Source organism: Prevotella sp. P3-122, from assembly GCF_002251365.1.
In the GTDB taxonomy this organism is placed as follows: domain Bacteria; phylum Bacteroidota; class Bacteroidia; order Bacteroidales; family Bacteroidaceae; genus Prevotella.
In genome coordinates this window covers 11,499-29,560 of sequence record NZ_NPJH01000046.1, presented here as the reverse complement: position 1 = coordinate 29,560, position 18,062 = coordinate 11,499, and the positions used below count along the sequence as shown (strand labels likewise).

Below are 18,062 nucleotides of genomic sequence, written 5' to 3'. Positions count from 1 at the left end.
TTTATTTTTCCTGATTTTCTATTGAGTGTTTTACGAAATCTACAAACAATGGGTGCGGATGGAGTACCGTACTCTGATACTCCGGATGGAACTGTGTTCCGATATACCATTTCAGTCCCGGTATCTCGACAATCTCCACAAGGTCGCTCTCCGGGTTCTTGCCTACGCATTGCATACCGCAACGCTCGTATTCATGCTGGTAGTCGTTGTTGAACTCGTAGCGGTGACGGTGTCTCTCCTGTATGAGAGTCTGGCCGTAAATGTCCATAACCCTTGAGCCCTGCTTGAGCACGCACTCGTATGCTCCGAGCCTCATCGTACCGCCCATGTTGGTGATGTTCTTCTGCTCCTCCATGATGTCTATGACATTATGAGGTGTCTTCTCGTCCATCTCACGGCTGTTGGCATCAGCATATCCGAGCACGTTGCGGGCGAACTCTATTACCATCATCTGCATGCCGAGACATATACCGAATGTCGGTATGTCGTGCGTACGGGTATATTTGGCGGCAATAATTTTTCCCTCTATACCTCTCTGTCCAAATCCCGGGCAGATGACAATGCCATCCTGTCCGGCAAGCATCTCTCCAACATTCTCGTTGTTTATCTTCTCCGAGTTGATGAATGTCAGTACGGTCTTCCTGTCGTTGTATGTACCAGCCTGATACAGGCTCTCACGAATGCTCTTGTATGCGTCCTGCAGGTCGTATTTGCCTACCAGTCCGATATGTACCTCCTCCTTGGCATTGTTGCGTCTTTCAAGGAACTTGCGCCATGGGCCCAGTCCTGGCTTCTCGCCGACAGGCTCACCAAACTTACGTAATATGGCTGTGTCAAGTCCCTGATCCTGCATTCCAACGGGCACCTCGTATATGCTTGGCATATCCTCGCTCTGTATTACGCAGTCGAAGTCTACGTTACAGAATGCTGCTACCTTCTTGCGGATGCTGTCACCAAGATGCATCTCCGTTCTCAGCACGAGGATGTCCGGCTGGATACCGACGCTCTGCAGCTCCTTCACGCTGTGCTGTGTAGGTTTGGTCTTTACCTCGCCGGCTGCTTTCAGATAAGGCACGTATGTAAGGTGTACGCAAACGGCTTTCTTGCCAAGCTCCCATTTCAGCTGTCTGATAGCCTCCATATATGGAGCACTCTCAATATCTCCGATGGTACCACCGATTTCGGTAATCACAAAATCGTAGTTGTACTTCTTTCCGAGCAGCTTGACATTACGCTTAATCTCGTCCGTGATGTGAGGAACCACCTGTATGGTCTTGCCGAGATAGTCGCCCCTACGCTCCTTGTCTATAACTGCCTTATAGATGCGTCCTGTTGTCAGAGAGTTTGCTTTTGTTGTCTTGATGTCCGTAAATCTCTCGTAGTGACCGAGGTCAAGGTCTGTCTCCATACCGTCAACCGTTACGTAGCACTCTCCGTGCTCGTATGGGTTGAGCGTTCCTGGGTCGATGTTTATATACGGATCGAATTTCTGGATGGTGACATTATAGCCTCTTGCCTGAAGAAGCTTGCCTATTGACGATGATATGATTCCCTTACCAAGCGAGGAAACCACGCCTCCAGTGACGAAAATATACTTTGTTTCTGCCACGATAATTTAATGTATTTAGTGTAAATGTGGTGCAAAGTTACAATATTTTTATTATCTTTGCAAGCAAAAACGAATAAAAAGATGAATTACATATACTTACTTATAGTGCTGGCCTTGACAGTCCAGCCACTTGCGGCACATCACCCCACTCAAACGCCCCATAAACACAGGGCTGACAGCCTGGACAAGCTTGTGTCTGGCATCAATCCCAACAATGTCAGCATAACCGATACTCTCGACATAGAACAGCAGTCAAGGCTCTTCATGCCGTTGACATTTTACAGAGGTATAGCAAAAAGGAAATTTTCGCTCGACTCAGATACTATCTCCACATCGGAAGCCCTGCTCGACGATGTGTTTCTCAATATCTATCTCAATCGTCCGGACCTTGTTCTGACAAAGGAGAGCACAATCGATAGCGTGGCCCCGCCTGTCGACAGCAAGCCAATTGTGGTTACAACACCCGTAAGCAAGCCACAGGCTGATGTGGTAATGAGGGAAGAGCCCCCAACCATGCCTGAGCCGAAAATTATTATTTTGAAGCCGAATTTCTGGACTTTCAAAGGCGACTACAGTTTGCAGTTCCAGCAAAACTATGTCTCCGACAACTGGTACAAAGGTGGTGAGCGCAACTATTCGTTTATCGCCGGAGTGGTGTTTGAGGCAAACTACAACAACAAGCAGAAGGTGAAATGGGACAACAAGCTGGAGATGAAGTTGGGTGTATTCACAAGCCCCAGCGACACGGTTCATAAGGTGAAGACCAATACCGACTACATTCGCTTCACGTCATCTTTTGGCTTGCAGGCAACAAAAAAATGGTATTACACCGTACAGAGCATTGTCACCACACAAATGTTCAGAGGATACCAGAGCAATAAAACAACAGTTTATAGCGATTTCATGTCCCCAATATCCCTGAACCTGTCTGTCGGTATGGACTATAAGCCTTCATGGTTCAAGAACAAGCTCACGGGAAGCATACACCTTGCTCCGTTGTCATACAACCTGAAATATGTAGACCGCAAATATCTTAACACACGCTACGGCATAGAGTCCGACCGCCAGGCTCTCAACGACTACGGTTCGCTTATAACAGCTGATCTTAACTGGATATTCAGTCAGTCCGTATCGTGGCGTACACGGTTTAAGTACTATACAACGTACGAGCGGTCGGAAATGGAGTGGGAGAATACGTTTTCACTGAAATTCAACAAATATGTCATATCGACTATCTCGCTATATCCACGTTTCGATGACTCACGCAAGCGGGATGAAGACTACGGCTATTTCCAGTTAAAGGAATACATAGCCTTCGGTTTCTCATATTCCATGTAGCAGTCGGGCATCCACATATAATTATATTTTATGGCCAGATATTTCATTAACCTGAGTTTCGACGGCAAGCGTTACCACGGATGGCAGATACAGCCAAACGGCATTTCCGTTCAGGGAGAACTTCAACGTTGTCTATCTATGATATTGCGTACGGAAATCTCCGTAGTTGGTGCAGGACGAACAGATGCTGGCGTGCATGCCAAAACTATGGTTGTACACTTTGAGACCACTGATGACATCGATTGTCAACAGTTAGCATATCGTCTTAACCGAGTACTTCCACCTGATATTTCCACAAACAGTATCTATCCTGTCAACGACAATATGCATGCCCGTTTCTCCGCAAAAGAACGCTCATACCGTTATTTCGTGCATACTCATCGCGATCCTTTCGTACGAGAACATTCCGTAGAATTGCATTACGCTCTTGACTTCGACGCTATGAACCGTGCCGCAACGTTATTGTTGCAAGCACATGATTTCCGTGCATTCTGTAAAGCCCACTCTGATGCGAAGACAACTTTTTGCGACGTCAGACGTGCCGAATGGGTAAAGATAGACAATACACATTGGTATTTTGAGATTGCTGCAGATCGTTTCCTACGCAACATGGTGCGTGCTGTTGTCGGAACACTGATAGAAGTCGGACGCGGGCGCATGACCATAGACGGCATGCGTGACATAATAGACAATGGAACTCGCTGTGATGCAGGCGAGAGCATGCCTGCACATGGCCTGTTCCTCTGGAGTGTTGATTACTAAGATTGGGGCATGGCGCAATGGAACACCATCCATAGATGTTGTTACCTGCGAATTTGGGCGAATCCAACGAGGCGGTCAGTTCTGCCACCAATACCACGATAATACACCAGGGCCTGATACTGGTTCTCGGTTTGGAAGAAATTACCCTCAGAAGGTACATTTTTTGCCTTTCCATCGGCATCTACAAGCAGATATTGATAAGAATAGTAACCTTGCTTCAACAATATGGAGGCTTTATAGATTTTCTCCATTTCATCGTACGTCATCCTGTACTGAGGCAGAAAGCGGTTGTTCGTCCAAGCCCCGTTGATGTATACGTCACCGTTTAGGTGCGGGGATTTAAGACGGAAGTGGGTCATTACATATTCTGAAGCATAGTCGTTCTCGATGTTATCGCTGTTTCTGATATAGAATGCTCCGTTGGCATCCTCGTCATAGACGTAGTTGGGACGAGGCTCGTCAGTCCATATCATGGCGTTGTACTTCTCGCCATCCCATGTTATGCTCTCAAGTCCCATTGTTGTATGGTCAACGTCGAGAATTTCAAACTTTCGGTATTCATTGCCACCATCGAATATCAGGTCTCGGCAATGGTCCCATCGAAGCCCGTCACCCATTATATATTGCGGACTTGCGTTGACAACAGCATTATCCCATCTGCCATTCTGCATGACGACGGTTTTTATCTGTGACTCCGGGCGCGTGACAGGCAGCTTGCCATACATCACCTCCATGCCAATCTGCTGATGTCTTCCGTTTACGTCTCGGTCGGTAATGGTTGTCATGTTCATCGACACCCTCATCTCCGGTTCTACCACCATGAAACACGCTGCGAGCACTGGCTCGTCGCCATTGTTCTCATCTGTAATGGTAAGCCTGTAGTTGCCTCCTATCTTCAAGCGGCATCTGTCATTTGGTATCTGAAGAGTGTAGTGTGTATACAGGACATTGGTGTTGATGGATTCTGTCAGCTCGTCAATGGTGTTGTCGGAAGTGAAGCCCTCGCAGTAGTCGCTTGCGAACAATTCCTCAGAAACCGTCCAGTCGGCCTCGCAATGTTCCAGCTTGTATGTGTAGCGATGGTATTCATGCGTGAGGTCATCGAATGATATATTGACAGGCTCGCCGCCGAGTGTCGTTATGGGAATAGACATCCAGTCCTGGCCTGACACCACCTGCAGGGAGGCTATACGGTCGGAGAATATCTCGTGTCTCTGTGCCAAGCCGCAGAAGGGTAGGGACAACAATAAAAGGGTACACGCACATTGGCGCGCACCCTTTATATTGGATGTAAGTAAATTCTTTATGTTCAACAGATTACTCACCCTTGATAGCAGCTATACCAGGAAGAACCTTTCCCTCAATTGCCTCAAGGAGAGCACCGCCACCAGTTGAGATGTAGCTAACCTTGTCAGCGAGACCGAACTTGTTGACGCAAGCTACAGAGTCGCCTCCACCAATGAGTGAGAAAGCGCCTTCTGCTGTTGCCTCAGCAATGGCATTACCGATGGCGCGTGAGCCTGCACAGAAGTTGTCAAACTCGAATACACCGGCAGGACCATTCCATAGAATAGTCTTGCAGCCCTTAATGGCCTCGGCAAAGAGCTTCTGAGCCTCTGGGCCTGCGTCAAGACCCTCAAGGTCGGCAGGTATGGCGTTGGAAGGATGTACGCTCTGTGGAGCGTCGTTGCTGAACTCTGGGGCGCACACAGCGTCTGGTGCCATTACGAGCTCAACACCATTCTTCTTAGCCAGTTCCTCAACACCAAGAGCGACATCCAGCTTGTCAAGCTCGCAAATAGACTTTCCTACCTCACCATTGTGTGCTTTAGAGAATGTGTATGTCATTCCGCCACAGAGGATAAGCTTGTCCACCTTGCCAAGAAGGTTCTCGATGATACCGATTTTCGACGATACCTTAGAGCCACCCATGATGGCGATGAACGGTCTCTTGATATCTCCGAGCACTGCGTCGACAGCCTTCACCTCTTTCTCCATGAGATATCCAAGCATGCGGTTGTCTGCATCAAAGTACTGGTCAATGACAGCTGTTGATGCGTGCTTGCGGTGAGCTGTTCCGAAGGCATCCATGATATAGCAGTCAGCATACGATGCGAGCTTCTTCGCAAACTCCTTCTGGCTTTCCTTCAGGGCCTTCTTGGCAGCCTCGAACTCAGGAGTGCCTTTCTCTACGCCTACTGGCTTGCCCTCCTCCTCAGGATAGAAGCGGAGGTTCTCAAGCAAGAGTGCCTCACCTGGCTTGAGGGCGGCAGCCTCCTCAGAAGCGTTTGCGCAGTCAGCAGCAAACTTCACCTCTACACCAAGACGCTCAGAAACCTTGGCAACAATCTGTGAGAGAGAGAGTTTTGGATTAACCTTGCCCTTGGGCTTACCCATGTGGCTCATCATGATAACAGCACCACCGTCAGCGAGTACCTTCTTGAGAGTAGGAAGAGCACCGCGGATGCGGGTGTCATCAGTTACATTACCATTCTCGTCCAATGGAACGTTGAAATCTACACGAACAATTGCCTTCTTGCCGGCAAAGTTGAATTGATCGATTGTCATTTTTTTCCGTTATTATTAAAGTAAAACTAATAATCAAAGGCATGTATGCGACTTTGGCAACCGTGTACCATGTCGTCGGAATACTGTCATTATTCCATTGCAAAGATAATAAAAAATACTCTATACAGATACAATCATGCCGAATTATTTAGTTTTTTTTTTGCATTAGGGCGTTGGCTGTCGTCTCCATATTGCAAAAAGCGGGTATGGAAAGGTTGTGTTGGGGAGTTTTGCTCCGCTCCCCAACTCTTCCTAAGCTTTCTATCCGTTCATGGACAGCAGGAACTCGTCGTTGTCCTTGGTTCTTACTATCCTGTCGTGTATGGAGTTCATGGCCTCGATGGGGTTCATGTCGGCAATGAATTTTCTCAATATCCACATGCGGTCGAGAGTGGTCTTGTCCTGCAACAGGTCATCACGGCGTGTACTTGATGCCACAAGGTTGACAGCCGGGAAGATACGCTTGTTGGAGAGGCTGCGGTCGAGCTGCAGCTCCATGTTGCCCGTACCCTTGAATTCCTCAAAGATAACCTCGTCCATCTTGCTTCCCGTGTCGATAAGTGCCGTAGCAATGATGGTCAGCGAGCCGCCGCCCTCTATGTTGCGCGCCGCACCAAAGAAGCGCTTGGGCTTCTGCAGGGCGTTGGCGTCGACACCACCGGTGAGTACTTTACCGCTGGCTGGAGCCACGGTGTTGTAGGCGCGTGCCAGACGGGTTATGGAGTCGAGGAATATGACAACGTCGTGGCCAGACTCCACCATGCGCTTTGCCTTCTCGAGAACAATGCCCGCAATCTTGACGTGACGCTCGGCTGGCTCATCGAAGGTAGAGGCAATGACCTCTGCGTTTACGGTACGTGCCATGTCGGTTACTTCCTCTGGACGCTCGTCGATGAGCAGCATCATGAGGTATGCCTCGGGATGATTGGCGGCTATGGCGTTGGCAATGCTCTTCATCAATATTGTCTTACCTGTCTTGGGCTGTGCCACGATGAGTGCGCGCTGACCTTTGCCGATAGGTGAGAAGAGGTCTACGATACGGGTAGACAAATTAGTGGTATTAGGATTGCCGCAAAGGTTGAATTTCTCGTCAGGGAATAAAGGAGTAAGATGCTCGAACGGTACCCTGTCGCGTATGTCAGCCGGTGTACGGCCGTTGATGGTGCTGATGCTTGTGAGCGGGAAATACTTCTCGCCATCACGCGGTGGACGAACAGAGCATTCTACCACGTCACCAGTCTTTAAACCATATTTCTTAACCTGTGCAGTAGACACATATACATCATCGGGCGATGACAGATAGTTGTAGTCGCTGGAGCGGAGGAAACCATAGCCATCTGGCATTATCTCGAGAACTCCGTTTGCCTTTATGAGGTCGGCAAAGTCGTACTGATCCTTGTTGTTGTCCTCTTGCTGTTGATACTGTGTTGTGCTGACGTGTGGTACGGGTGGTGTGGTGGGATTGTCGAACATATCATAGTTAGGAACGGCACCCTGGTCCTCTATTGGCAAATCAACAACGGTAATGAAATCCGTTCCGTCGTTGGGGTCGTCAGCCCACACATTGTCCAACTCTTCCTGTCCACGTTCGTCAGACGTCTCACGCTCGTCCTCTCTTTTATTTCCAATCTTTGCCTGAAGTTGTTCCAGCAGGGCATTGTCTGCAGAACTGTTGTCCAGATTGTGAAATTGAGCTTCCGGAACGAAGTCAATATCTTCGTTTGTTGTAGCAGTTATTTCTTCGTTGTATCCATTGTCTGCATTCTCTTCTTGCATGTATGCCGATTTGTTTTGGTTTTTTGCATTGTCGAGAAGTGCCAGTATCTCTTTCTCCCGTTTAGTCTTTGGTCCACGATGTTTTGGCAGAGAGGCTAATTCAGCCTCAAGAGCTTTCACGTCAATGTTTTCTTCTGCGATGAAATCTGCGGAAGTTTCTGGTTGAATATCGTTGCTGATATCAGTAGCTTGCTCCACAACCGATGGTTCCTCGACAGATGGAACAGGAGCTTCGCTGAACAAGTTTTTCTCAACTGGCTGTTGTACTTTGTTTTTCTTGAGGTCGTAGTTCTCGCCCTCTTTTCCGTGTACAGAGTAAACTCTATCTGTACCTGCTTTAACTATTCGTGTGCGTTTTCTCTTGCCTCCGAGTGGATTCTTGTTACCCTCATCAATAGCCTGCTGGTCCAATATGGCATAAACTGTCTCTTCAGGAGACATGTTGTCCACCTTATCTATACCAAGACTTTTTGCAATATCTGCCAATGCGGCGATATCTTTAGATAATAGTTCGTCTTTACTATACATATATAAAATGTGAAATTTTAAATTTGGATATAAGAAGGAGTTTCAAGAACTGTAACCCCTGTTATAAAATGACCTTGCAAAGGTACAGTTTTTATTTTAAACTATATAGTTGTATAGTTGAGAAAGTTAAATGCTTTAACAAACATTAACCAGCCGGGTTGGTAGTATATGTGTGAAATAAATGGTTTTAATTTGTTGTAGTTTGTCGTATGAGGTGTCAAGTCATGCAAATATATTAGGGTGTACAGTTTGATGTACACCCTAGTTATTTACCTTATCAGTTGTGTAGTCATATTCGCAGCCGATGAGATATATGTGTGACTCACTTTAGGAATGAAAATCATTAAAGAGTCACTACATATTCCATACGAGCCTTATTAATAGCTTCTTGCTATGATAACACGGTATTTTGCGGGCTTTCCGCTAACCATGTCCACACCAGGTGTCTGCTCGTAGGCGAATGGTACGCAACGGATGGTGGCCTGAGTCTCCTCCTTTATCTGAGCCTCTGTCTCCTCGGTGCCATCCCAGTGGCATAGGAAGAAGCCTCCGTTCTTAACCTTCTGCTTGAACTCCTCGTAGTCCTCGCATACGTAAACGTGGTCATCACGATACCTGCGTGCCTTCTCGAAGATGTTGTCCTGGATATCCTCAAGTAACTTGCTGACATACTCCACGATGCCGTCAACGGGGCGTGTTTCCTTCTCAAGGGTGTCACGGCGCATTACCTCGATAGTTCCCTCCTCCAGGTCACGGGCACCCATGACAAGTCTTACGGGAACTCCCTTCAGCTCGTAGTCGGCAAACTTGAAGCCCGGACGCTTGTTGTCGGCATCATCATACTTCACGCTGATGCCCATGTCACGCAGCTGGCTAATGATGGGACTAAGCTTATTGGTGATAGCCTCGAGCTGCTCGCCACCTTTGGAGATAGGTATTATGACAACCTGAATAGGAGCAAGGCGTGGAGGCAACACCAGTCCGTTGTCGTCGGAGTGGGTCATAATGAGCGCGCCGATGAGACGTGTAGATACTCCCCATGATGTGGCCCATACATACTCGGGCTTGTTCTCCTTATTAAGATATGTAACGTCGAAGCTCTTTGCGAAGTTCTGTCCCAGGAAGTGACTGGTGCCGCTCTGCAGAGCCTTGCCGTCCTGCATCATGGCCTCAATGGTGTATGTATCGAGGGCACCGGCGAAACGTTCGGTCTCGCTCTTTACTCCCTGCAGTACTGGCACGGCCATCCACTTCTCGGCAAACTCGGCATACACCTTCAGCATGCGGCGTGCTTCCTCCTCCGCCTCCTCGCGTGTGGCATGGGCGGTGTGACCCTCCTGCCATAGGAACTCTGCCGTGCGCAGGAATGGACGCGTGCGCATCTCCCATCGCATTACATTGCACCATTGGTTGCACATCAGAGGCAGGTCGCGCCATGAGTGTATCCAATTCTTGTATGTGTTCCAGATTATTGTCTCTGAGGTCGGGCGGATAATCAGCTCCTCTTCCAGCTTTGCAGCAGGGTCTACCTCTACGCTGTTTCCATCCTCGCTGGCTTTCAGACGGTAGTGTGTAACGACAGCGCACTCCTTAGCGAAACCCTTCACATGCTCGGCCTCGCGGCTGAGGAATGATTTGGGGATGAGCAGAGGGAAGTAGGCATTCTGTACGCCTGTCTCCTTGAACATCTTGTCGAGCTGCTGCTGCATCTTCTCCCATACGGCATAGCCGTAGGGCTTGATAACCATACATCCTCGAACGGCTGACTGCTCGGCAAGGTCGGCCTTTACTACGAGGTCATTGTACCACTGGCTGTAATTTTCAGCCCTTTTGGTCAAATCTTTGAGTTCTTTTGCCATATTTTATGTGTAATTTAGATTGCAGAGTAAGTGCTTATGCTTAATTTTGCCGCAAAATTACAAAAAAATGTTGGGATATTACATACAATGAGGAAAAAAGAATTAACTTTGCAGCGTGAATATGCCAACCAATGACGGCAAATGCTGTTTTTGGGACTAATGTATAATTACGAACAGATTTATTTTTAAACAAAACACAAAAGAAAAAGAGAGTATGAAAAATCTTAAGATGATGACCGCAGGACTCTGCGTTCTCGCAGTTTGCAGCTGCGCAACAAAGACAGGTACAGGAGCTTTAATAGGTACAGGTGCCGGAACAGCCGTAGGTGCTATTATCGGTAAGATTGCAGGTAACACAGCTGTTGGTGCTGCTATTGGTGCAGCCGTGGGAGCAGGCACAGGTGCCATCATCGGCAAGCACATGGATAAGGTTGCTGCCGAGGCCGCAAAGGTTGAGAATGCCAAGGTTGAGGAAGTTACAGATGCCAACGGTCTGAAGGCCGTTAAGGTTACCTTCGACTCTGGTCTGCTCTTCGCTACAGGCAAGGCTGACCTGAACAGTGCATCAAAGAACGATCTCGCCCAGTTTGCCAGCGTGCTGAAGAACAATACCGACTGCCACGTGGACGTTTATGGACATACCGACTCTACAGGTAACGATGGTATCAACCTTCCGTTGAGCAACAATCGTGCCAAGAGCGTTGTCAACTATCTCGTTAGCTGCGGTGTTGCCAACTCTCAGTTCCAGAAGATCGTGGGCAAGGGTAGTGCAGAGCCCGTTGCAGACAACGGCACAGCTACTGGCCGTCAGGCCAACCGCCGTGTGGAGGTATTCCTCTATGCCAGCCAGGCTATGGTTGACGCTGCCAATGCTGGAAACCTTAACTAAGCAACACACTTAGACTGATAGTTCACGGCAGGAGCATTCCCTCCGTTCACAACGATGGGGAGTGCTCCTGCTTATTTTGTGCAAAGAGAGGATGTAGTCCTGTTATATGAGACTGGTAAAGAAAATTATACGTTGGGTGATGGTCCTGTTTTTCGCATCGACAATACTTGCTGTTGTCGCTTATAGGTTCATACCCGTATACTTCACGCCACTGATGTTTATCAGGGCGATAGAGACGAAGAGTGTAACAATGCACCATCACTGGATACCGCTTGAAGAGATGTCGCCACACATGCCCGTAGCTGTCATGGCAGGCGAGGACGCGCGTTTCCTACTACACCATGGTTTCGACTATGACGCCATAGGCAAGGCCGCCAAGCGCAACCTCTCAACCAAGGGCGGCAAGAAATATGGTGCCAGCACCATATCGCAGCAGACGGCCAAGAATGTCTTCCTATGGCCAGGACGCTCATGGGTGAGAAAAGGATTCGAGGTCTACTTCACTGCCCTCATAGAAATGATATGGAGCAAGCAGCGTATCATGGAGGTGTACCTCAACTCTGTGGAGATGGGCGACAGGATATATGGCATTGACGCTGTGGCTGAGCAGAACTTCGGCAAGAAAGCATGCGACATGACACGCAGCGAGTGTGCATTAGTGGCAGCGACACTGCCCAATCCTCATATATACAGCTCGAAGACACCAAGCAGCTACATCAGAAAGAGGCAGAGAGCAATAGCGAACAACATGAGATATATACCCTCATTCCCCAAAGAGGGTGAAGACTACGACCCAAAGACGGCTGTGGGAGGAGTTTATGGAAAACATTCTTGACCAACTCAACGAAGCGCAAAGAGCTGCAGTAGTGTGGCTCGACGGACCGCAACTGGTAATTGCCGGAGCAGGCTCAGGCAAGACGAGGGTGCTGACATACAAGATTGCATACCTCGTGAGCAGAGGCGTGGCTCCATGGAGAATACTTGCACTGACATTTACTAACAAGGCTGCCAACGAAATGAAACAGAGAATAGGAACCCTTGTCGGTGAGGAACACGCCTCGAGGCTGAAGATGGGCACATTCCACTCTGTATTCGCAAAAATTCTAAGGGCTGAGGCATCCCACATTGGCTACACCTCCTCGTTTACCATCTACGATGAGAATGACTCACGGTCGCTCATAAAGAATATCGTCAAGGAGATGGGACTTGACGAGAAGGCGTACAAGCCCGCTACGGTACACAAGCACATCTCACTGGCCAAAAACAAGCTGATTGGTACCGATGCCTATGACAAAGACATATCGCTCACCGAGAGAGACTTCAGGACAGGTGTTCCTGAGACGTCAAAGATATACAGCACTTATCAGCAACGGCTCGCCAATTCCAACGCCATGGACTTTGACGACTTGCTGATGCATACATACAGGCTTTTTGCCGACAACGAGGAAGTCAGGATAAAGTATGCGGACAAACTGCAATATATCCTCGTGGATGAGTATCAGGACACAAACTACGTGCAGCAGAGAATTCTCTCACTGCTGACACGCGAAAACCACAACATCTGCGTGGTTGGCGATGACTATCAGAGCATTTACGCCTTCCGCGGTGCCAATATCGACAACATCCTCGACTTTCAGCGCCAATATCCTGACGCTAAGCTGTTCAAGCTCGAGCGCAACTACAGGTCTACGCAAAACATCGTGCAGGCTGCCAACTGCCTCATGAAGAACAACAGCAGGCAGATACCAAAGGAGGTGTACAGCGAAAACGAGAAAGGAGAAAAGATTATCATCCGAGAGGCTTATTCCGACAAGGAGGAAGCCGTGATGGTATGCAACGATATCAGGAAACAGGTAAGGAAGAACGGTATGGCATATTCCGACTTCGCCATACTGTATAGGGCCAACGCACTGAGCAGGAGCTTCGAGGAGGAGCTGAGGAAACAGAACATGCCGTACAGGATATTCGGAGGGCAGAGCTTCTTCCAAAGGAAGGAAATCAAGGACATTGTGGCATATTTCCGACTTGTCGCCAATACTAACGACGAGGAGGCTTTTAGGAGAGTTGTCAACTATCCGGCACGAGGTATCGGAGACACTACCATAAAAAAAATCAGTGCCGCCACGCTCGAGTACAATGTCAGCTTCTGGCAAGTAATCTCACAGCCCATGACATATAACCTGCCAGTAAACAAGGGCACTATGTCAAAGCTCGGGGCATTCAGGGACCTGATTGAGAGTTTCGTCGAGAAGAAAGACCATGCTGATGCCTACGAGCTGGCAAAGGAGATTGTCCTGACGAGCGGTATCATGGCTGACATTGCCAAGGATACATCGCCAGAGGGAGATACCCGTCGGGAGAATGTAGACTCATTCATCTCGGGCATTCACGACTTCGTGGCCGCACGACTCGAGGAGGATATGGGAAGCCAGACGGGGTTAGATGATTTCCTGCAGGAGATATCGCTGCTCACCGACATGGAGAGCGAGAGCGACGAGGCTACGGACAACCGTGTGTCACTGATGACTGTCCATGCCGCCAAGGGACTGGAATTCAAGACGGTATATATCGTCGGGGCAGAAGAGACCATCTTCCCAAGCCAGATGAGCATGGACTCGCCACGCGGGCTTGAGGAGGAACGGAGGCTGATGTATGTTGCTATTACCCGTGCCGAGAAGAGGTGCATGATTACGCATGTCAAGAGCCGTTTCAGATACGGACGTACGGAATTTATGCAACCAAGCATGTTCCTTAAGGAAATAGACCATAGGCTGGTAAGTGGTGATACTGGTTATGATGCCTATACAGGAAGCCAGACGGAGACTCGACTGCCATGGGAAACAGATAACAGACCGTATGGCAGGAATGTGCAGAACAGCCGTCCTGTTGCAGACAGGTTTATGGCCGACCCCAAACCAAGAATAACGTCCCCACGAAAGCCTGAGCCTGCGGTAGACCCATTTGGCGATGGCTTCAAGAGAATGTTTGCTACCAGTGGTGGAAACCTCAGACGTGTCAACGAGGTGATGAAAAAAGGCGGAAGAACATTGTCCCCACAACAGCCTTCAACATCTGTGCCGCAACCGGGAATACCTCTGCAGCAGGCTGGACAGCAGAGGTTAAATGAAGGTGATACCATCGAGCATCAGCGTTTTGGCATAGGAAAAGTGCTGCGTGTTGAGGGCACGGGAGAGAACACCAAGGCGACAGTCGACTTCGTAAATGTTGGTATCAAGCAACTGCTGCTGAAGTTCGCCAAGTTCAATATCGTGAAGTGAGGTGGCATTATTAATGACATTAGCCGTTTGCTGACGTATGCCGTCAGCGTACTATAGTAAAGGGATGATTACAATCAAATGTGTAATCATCCCTTTATGGTTGTGTGACTCTATAACTGGACAACTGGCTATTTCTGGTATTTGCTTATAAGCTCGTCGGCACGATCGTCACCCAGCTCCTTAGCCTTCTGCAATGCCTGAAGAGCCTCCTCGGTCTTTGACATCTCTCCGAAACATACACCTCTTATAATATATAGGTCTGAATATTTGTCGGTCAGTTGCAGGGCGAGGTCGGTGGTCTTTATGGCCTGCTCATATTGTCCCACCTTCAGCTGGAGGCTTGCCATCTCGGCATAGTATGTAGGCTCTGTCCTGTTGAGGACAATGGCATGCGCAATATCGTTGAGAGCCTGCTGGTAAAGGCGTATCTTGTTCTCGCACTGGAATTTCATGTAATAGAAGCTGTGTGAGGCTCTGCCCCTCATCAGCGAGTCGTATGCGCAGTAGTCGATGAAAGCCTTGCGCTGTTTGCCGGCCTTGTCGTATGCCATTCCACGTTCCAGAATGTACGGTGCCGCCGTTGCGTCGTTTGGTTGTGCCGAGACAGCACTGTCGAGAAGCTGTATAATCTCTTCTGCCGGAGCGTTGAGCTGCCGGCGGCATTGGGCAGCCTCATAGAACAGCTCGCCACCGCGCAAGTTGGTTGACGTGAGTGACATGAACGTGTCGTATGCCTGCTGATAGTCACCCTTAGCATAGATGATTTTTCCCTGCAGATGCTTGTATACGGGAAGGGGATTGATGGCATAGGCCGCTTCTGCCTCCTGCAATGCCTTGTCGAGGCTCCAGTCCTTGTATTTTGGCTCTGGCACGTAGACCTCTTTCCGGTATATGAGGTTGGCATAGTTGTAGTGGGCCTCGTCCTTATTCTCCGCCACCTTGATGGCAGTCTCCATGTTGCGTGCCGCATTGGCGTAGTTGCCGGCAATCATTTCCTGCTCACCCTTGGCGTTGTAGCCGTCGGGCAGGGTAGGGAAGGTGGTTATGAACTCGTCTATGTATGTTGCATAAAGAGCTGAGTCGCCACGCTGCGAGGCAAGCATGAGCGTGACTACGGCATCGCTCGACTTCGATGGCAGGGCCGTACGAATTCCGCACTTGCGGAGGGTGTTGTCATTGATGGACAGTGCAGAGAGCCTGAGAGTAGCGCTCAGCCGTGCATCGGTAGAGAAGGCACGACCGCCATTCTTCGGACGCTGCATGATGCCGAGGAGCTGTCCTTGGTCATTGACAATGGGACATCCGAGAGAGGTTGACGACACGTCGTTGTCGTCGAAAAGGTAATATGTCAGTGAGTCCATGAAGGCCTCCGTGTCCTGTATGGCTACATGCTGCATCTCTGGTTTCTTCACCGAGTAGGCGACAATCCATGCCTTTGAGCCTTTTGCGGCACTGCCGGCCATGCCTGCAACAGGCACAGTCTTTCCCTTGACCCTGAACTTGCAGATGTCATAGATGTCGTTAACACCGAGCAAGGCATCGACAGCCATGGTCACACCCTTACTGTCGGTGACAACGGCGCTGTCAGCACCAACAAATGGTGTCCACATAGCCAGAGCCTCGCCCTGACTGCCGGTGAAGACTCCATGAGACATTCCTACGATGTTGCCAGACTTGTCGAAAGTGGTCAGCGTGAAGACGCTTTGCGCAGCCTTCTTTACAGCTGGAGTCTGAGCATGAAGAGATGAGCCTGCAACCATGATGAGTGTGCAGGCGAGGAATAGTATTCTTTTCATTTTTCCAATAATGATTTTGCGTTTTCTATAGCGGCATCGCTGATATTGCTGCCACTGAGCATCTGTGCAATCTCCGTGATGCGCTCGTCGTGGCCAAGCATGCGCATGCGGCTGATGGTGGTGTCGTCGGTATCAGTCTTCTCCACCTTGTAGTGAGTGGTGCCAAGGGCTGCAATCTGCGGAAGATGCGTGATGCTGATAACCTGGCGGTCGGCTTGTCCCATCTGCCTCATTATCTGAGCCATCATCTCAGCCACGCGGCCGCTGACACCAGTGTCTATCTCGTCAAAAATGATAGTAGGCAGTTTTACGGCTCCGCTAATCATTGCTTTCAGTGACAGCATCACCCTTGCCACCTCGCCACCAGATGCCACCTGTGCTATGGGTTCCAGCGGGACATTCTTGTTGGCGCTGAACATATAGCTTATTCTGTCAGCACCGTCAACAGCCAGCTCTTTTGTCTCGAACTTTATCTCGAAGCGGGCGTTGGGCATACCCAATGCTGTCATTTGGGCGAGCAACTGCTCGGTCACGTGCCTTGCTGCTTCCTGCCTGCTTTCCGTAAGCCTTGCGGCAGCCTCTGTAGCCTTGCGGTACATGTCCTCCACCTGCCTGCGCATGTCCTCCAGCATGTCTTCGCTGTTGGTGATATCGTTGAGCCGTGCCGTAAGGTTGTCGCGAATGGCTATCAGTTCGGCAACGCTCTCGACATGGTGTTTTTTCTGAAGTGTGTATATTGTGTCGAGGCGTTCATTAGCCATTGTCAGGCGTGCAGGGTCAAAGTCGATGCTCTCTGCAAGGTTGCTGATGTCCCGCGCTATGTCCTTCAGCTCAATATATGCGGAGTCTATACGCTCGGTGACCTGCCTGATGGCAGGATAGACGTCCCCTATGTCGGAGAGTCTTGACAGCATGGTCTTGCATGACTGGGTGATGCATCTGTCATCGCCCGAAAGCAAGTTGTCCGCATCAAACAAGGCACCCTTTATGTCCTCGGCATGCGAGAGCGTTTCCAGTTCCTGCTCAAGTTCCTCCTGCTCGCCGTCGACGAGTTGTGCCGTTACCAGCTCATCAGCCTGAAAACGCAGGAAATCCTCGTTGGCACGGTCTTTCTCACATTCCTCCTCCTTCTCTCTTAGTGCCGCCTTAGCCTTGGCATAGCCATCAAAGAGTGTCCTATAGTCGTTCAGCAACTGACTGTTATGGGCAATGATATCAACGACGTTCAGCTGAAAATCTTCTTTTTGCAGCAGCAGGTTCTGGTGTTGGCTATGTATGTCGACAAGCTGCTGTCCCAGTTCCCTTGCTGTAGTTAGTGCAACAGGTGTGTCATTGATGAAAGCGCGGCTCTTGCCGTTGGCCTTCAGTTCCCTGCGTATGATGCAGTCCTCTGGCTCGTAGTCGATGTCATTGTCATCGAAGAAGCTCTCCATGTCATAGTTACTAAGGTCAAAGTGAGCCTCAATGACGCACTTGTCGCATCCAGCCTTTACCATCCTGGCATCAGCCCTGTTGCCGAGAATTTGTCCGATGGCACCGAGGATGATGCTCTTACCGGCACCCGTCTCACCGGTGATGACCGAGAAACCAGGCTTGAATGTTATATCAAGCTCATCGATAAGTGTGAAGTTCCGGATGTATAGTTGTCTTAACATCTTG

The 18,062-nt window shown here is 49.4% G+C and carries 12 protein-coding genes; 5 read left to right on the top strand and 7 right to left on the bottom strand.

Annotated elements, in window-relative coordinates; genetic code table 11:
- Position 1: 1 nt before the first annotated feature.
- Positions 2-1,609, bottom strand: coding sequence for a CTP synthase (locus CIL02_RS08650; RefSeq protein ID WP_094400933.1), 1,608 nt, complete (start codon positions 1,607-1,609; stop codon positions 2-4).
- Between the two features lie 81 nt (positions 1,610-1,690).
- Here CIL02_RS08650 and CIL02_RS08645 point away from each other — a divergent pair, with 81 nt between their 5' ends.
- On the top strand, positions 1,691-2,947 hold the full coding sequence (locus CIL02_RS08645; protein ID WP_170935051.1) for a DUF3078 domain-containing protein: 1,257 nt from the start codon (positions 1,691-1,693) through the stop codon (positions 2,945-2,947).
- 30 nt (positions 2,948-2,977) lie between these two features.
- Positions 2,978-3,709, top strand: a complete 732-nt coding sequence (truA, locus tag CIL02_RS08640) for a tRNA pseudouridine(38-40) synthase TruA (RefSeq protein ID WP_094400928.1) — start codon at positions 2,978-2,980, stop codon at positions 3,707-3,709.
- A gap of 41 nt (positions 3,710-3,750) precedes the next feature.
- Here the strand turns inward: truA and CIL02_RS08635 are convergent, their stop codons facing one another.
- The 4 genes from CIL02_RS08635 to proS all read right to left on the bottom strand — a co-directional run bounded on the left by CIL02_RS08635 (position 3,751) and on the right by proS (position 10,440).
- Positions 3,751-4,932 carry a DUF5103 domain-containing protein gene (locus CIL02_RS08635; RefSeq protein ID WP_240513605.1) on the bottom strand — a complete coding sequence of 394 codons (1,182 nt, stop codon included), beginning with the start codon at positions 4,930-4,932 and terminating at the stop codon, positions 3,751-3,753.
- A 94-nt stretch (positions 4,933-5,026) separates the two neighbouring features.
- A complete protein-coding gene (gene pgk / locus CIL02_RS08630) occupies positions 5,027-6,277 on the bottom strand; it encodes a phosphoglycerate kinase (protein WP_094400924.1) in 1,251 nt (416 codons plus the stop codon).
- 261 nt (positions 6,278-6,538) lie between these two features.
- The gene (rho, locus tag CIL02_RS08625; RefSeq protein WP_094400922.1) at positions 6,539-8,581 is read right to left on the bottom strand and encodes a transcription termination factor Rho; all 2,043 of its coding nucleotides are present in this window, start codon (positions 8,579-8,581) and stop codon (positions 6,539-6,541) included.
- A 377-nt stretch (positions 8,582-8,958) separates the two neighbouring features.
- Positions 8,959-10,440 (bottom strand): proline--tRNA ligase, encoded by a 1,482-nt coding sequence (gene proS / locus CIL02_RS08620; protein ID WP_094400920.1) that lies wholly within the window; start codon positions 10,438-10,440, stop codon positions 8,959-8,961.
- 214 nt (positions 10,441-10,654) lie between these two features.
- Between proS and CIL02_RS08615 the strand changes: the two genes are divergently transcribed.
- The 3 genes from CIL02_RS08615 to CIL02_RS08605 all read left to right on the top strand — a co-directional run bounded on the left by CIL02_RS08615 (position 10,655) and on the right by CIL02_RS08605 (position 14,607).
- Positions 10,655-11,329 carry an OmpA family protein gene (locus CIL02_RS08615; protein WP_094400918.1) on the top strand — a complete coding sequence of 225 codons (675 nt, stop codon included), beginning with the start codon at positions 10,655-10,657 and terminating at the stop codon, positions 11,327-11,329.
- A gap of 106 nt (positions 11,330-11,435) precedes the next feature.
- Positions 11,436-12,164, top strand: coding sequence for a monofunctional biosynthetic peptidoglycan transglycosylase (gene mtgA / locus CIL02_RS08610; RefSeq protein WP_094400916.1), 729 nt, complete (start codon positions 11,436-11,438; stop codon positions 12,162-12,164).
- Complete coding sequence (locus CIL02_RS08605; protein ID WP_094400914.1) at positions 12,148-14,607, top strand: ATP-dependent helicase; 2,460 nt, start codon at positions 12,148-12,150, stop codon at positions 14,605-14,607. The genes mtgA and CIL02_RS08605 overlap by 17 nt, the downstream gene beginning before the upstream one ends.
- Before the next feature lie 128 nt (positions 14,608-14,735).
- On the opposite strand, the gene CIL02_RS08600 is transcribed toward CIL02_RS08605, so the two are convergent.
- Positions 14,736-16,403, bottom strand: coding sequence for a lipopolysaccharide assembly protein LapB (locus CIL02_RS08600; RefSeq protein WP_094400912.1), 1,668 nt, complete (start codon positions 16,401-16,403; stop codon positions 14,736-14,738).
- A complete protein-coding gene (gene recN / locus CIL02_RS08595; protein ID WP_094400910.1) occupies positions 16,400-18,058 on the bottom strand; it encodes a DNA repair protein RecN in 1,659 nt (552 codons plus the stop codon). Before recN ends, CIL02_RS08600 begins: the two co-directional genes overlap by 4 nt.
- Positions 18,059-18,062 lie beyond the last annotated feature (4 nt).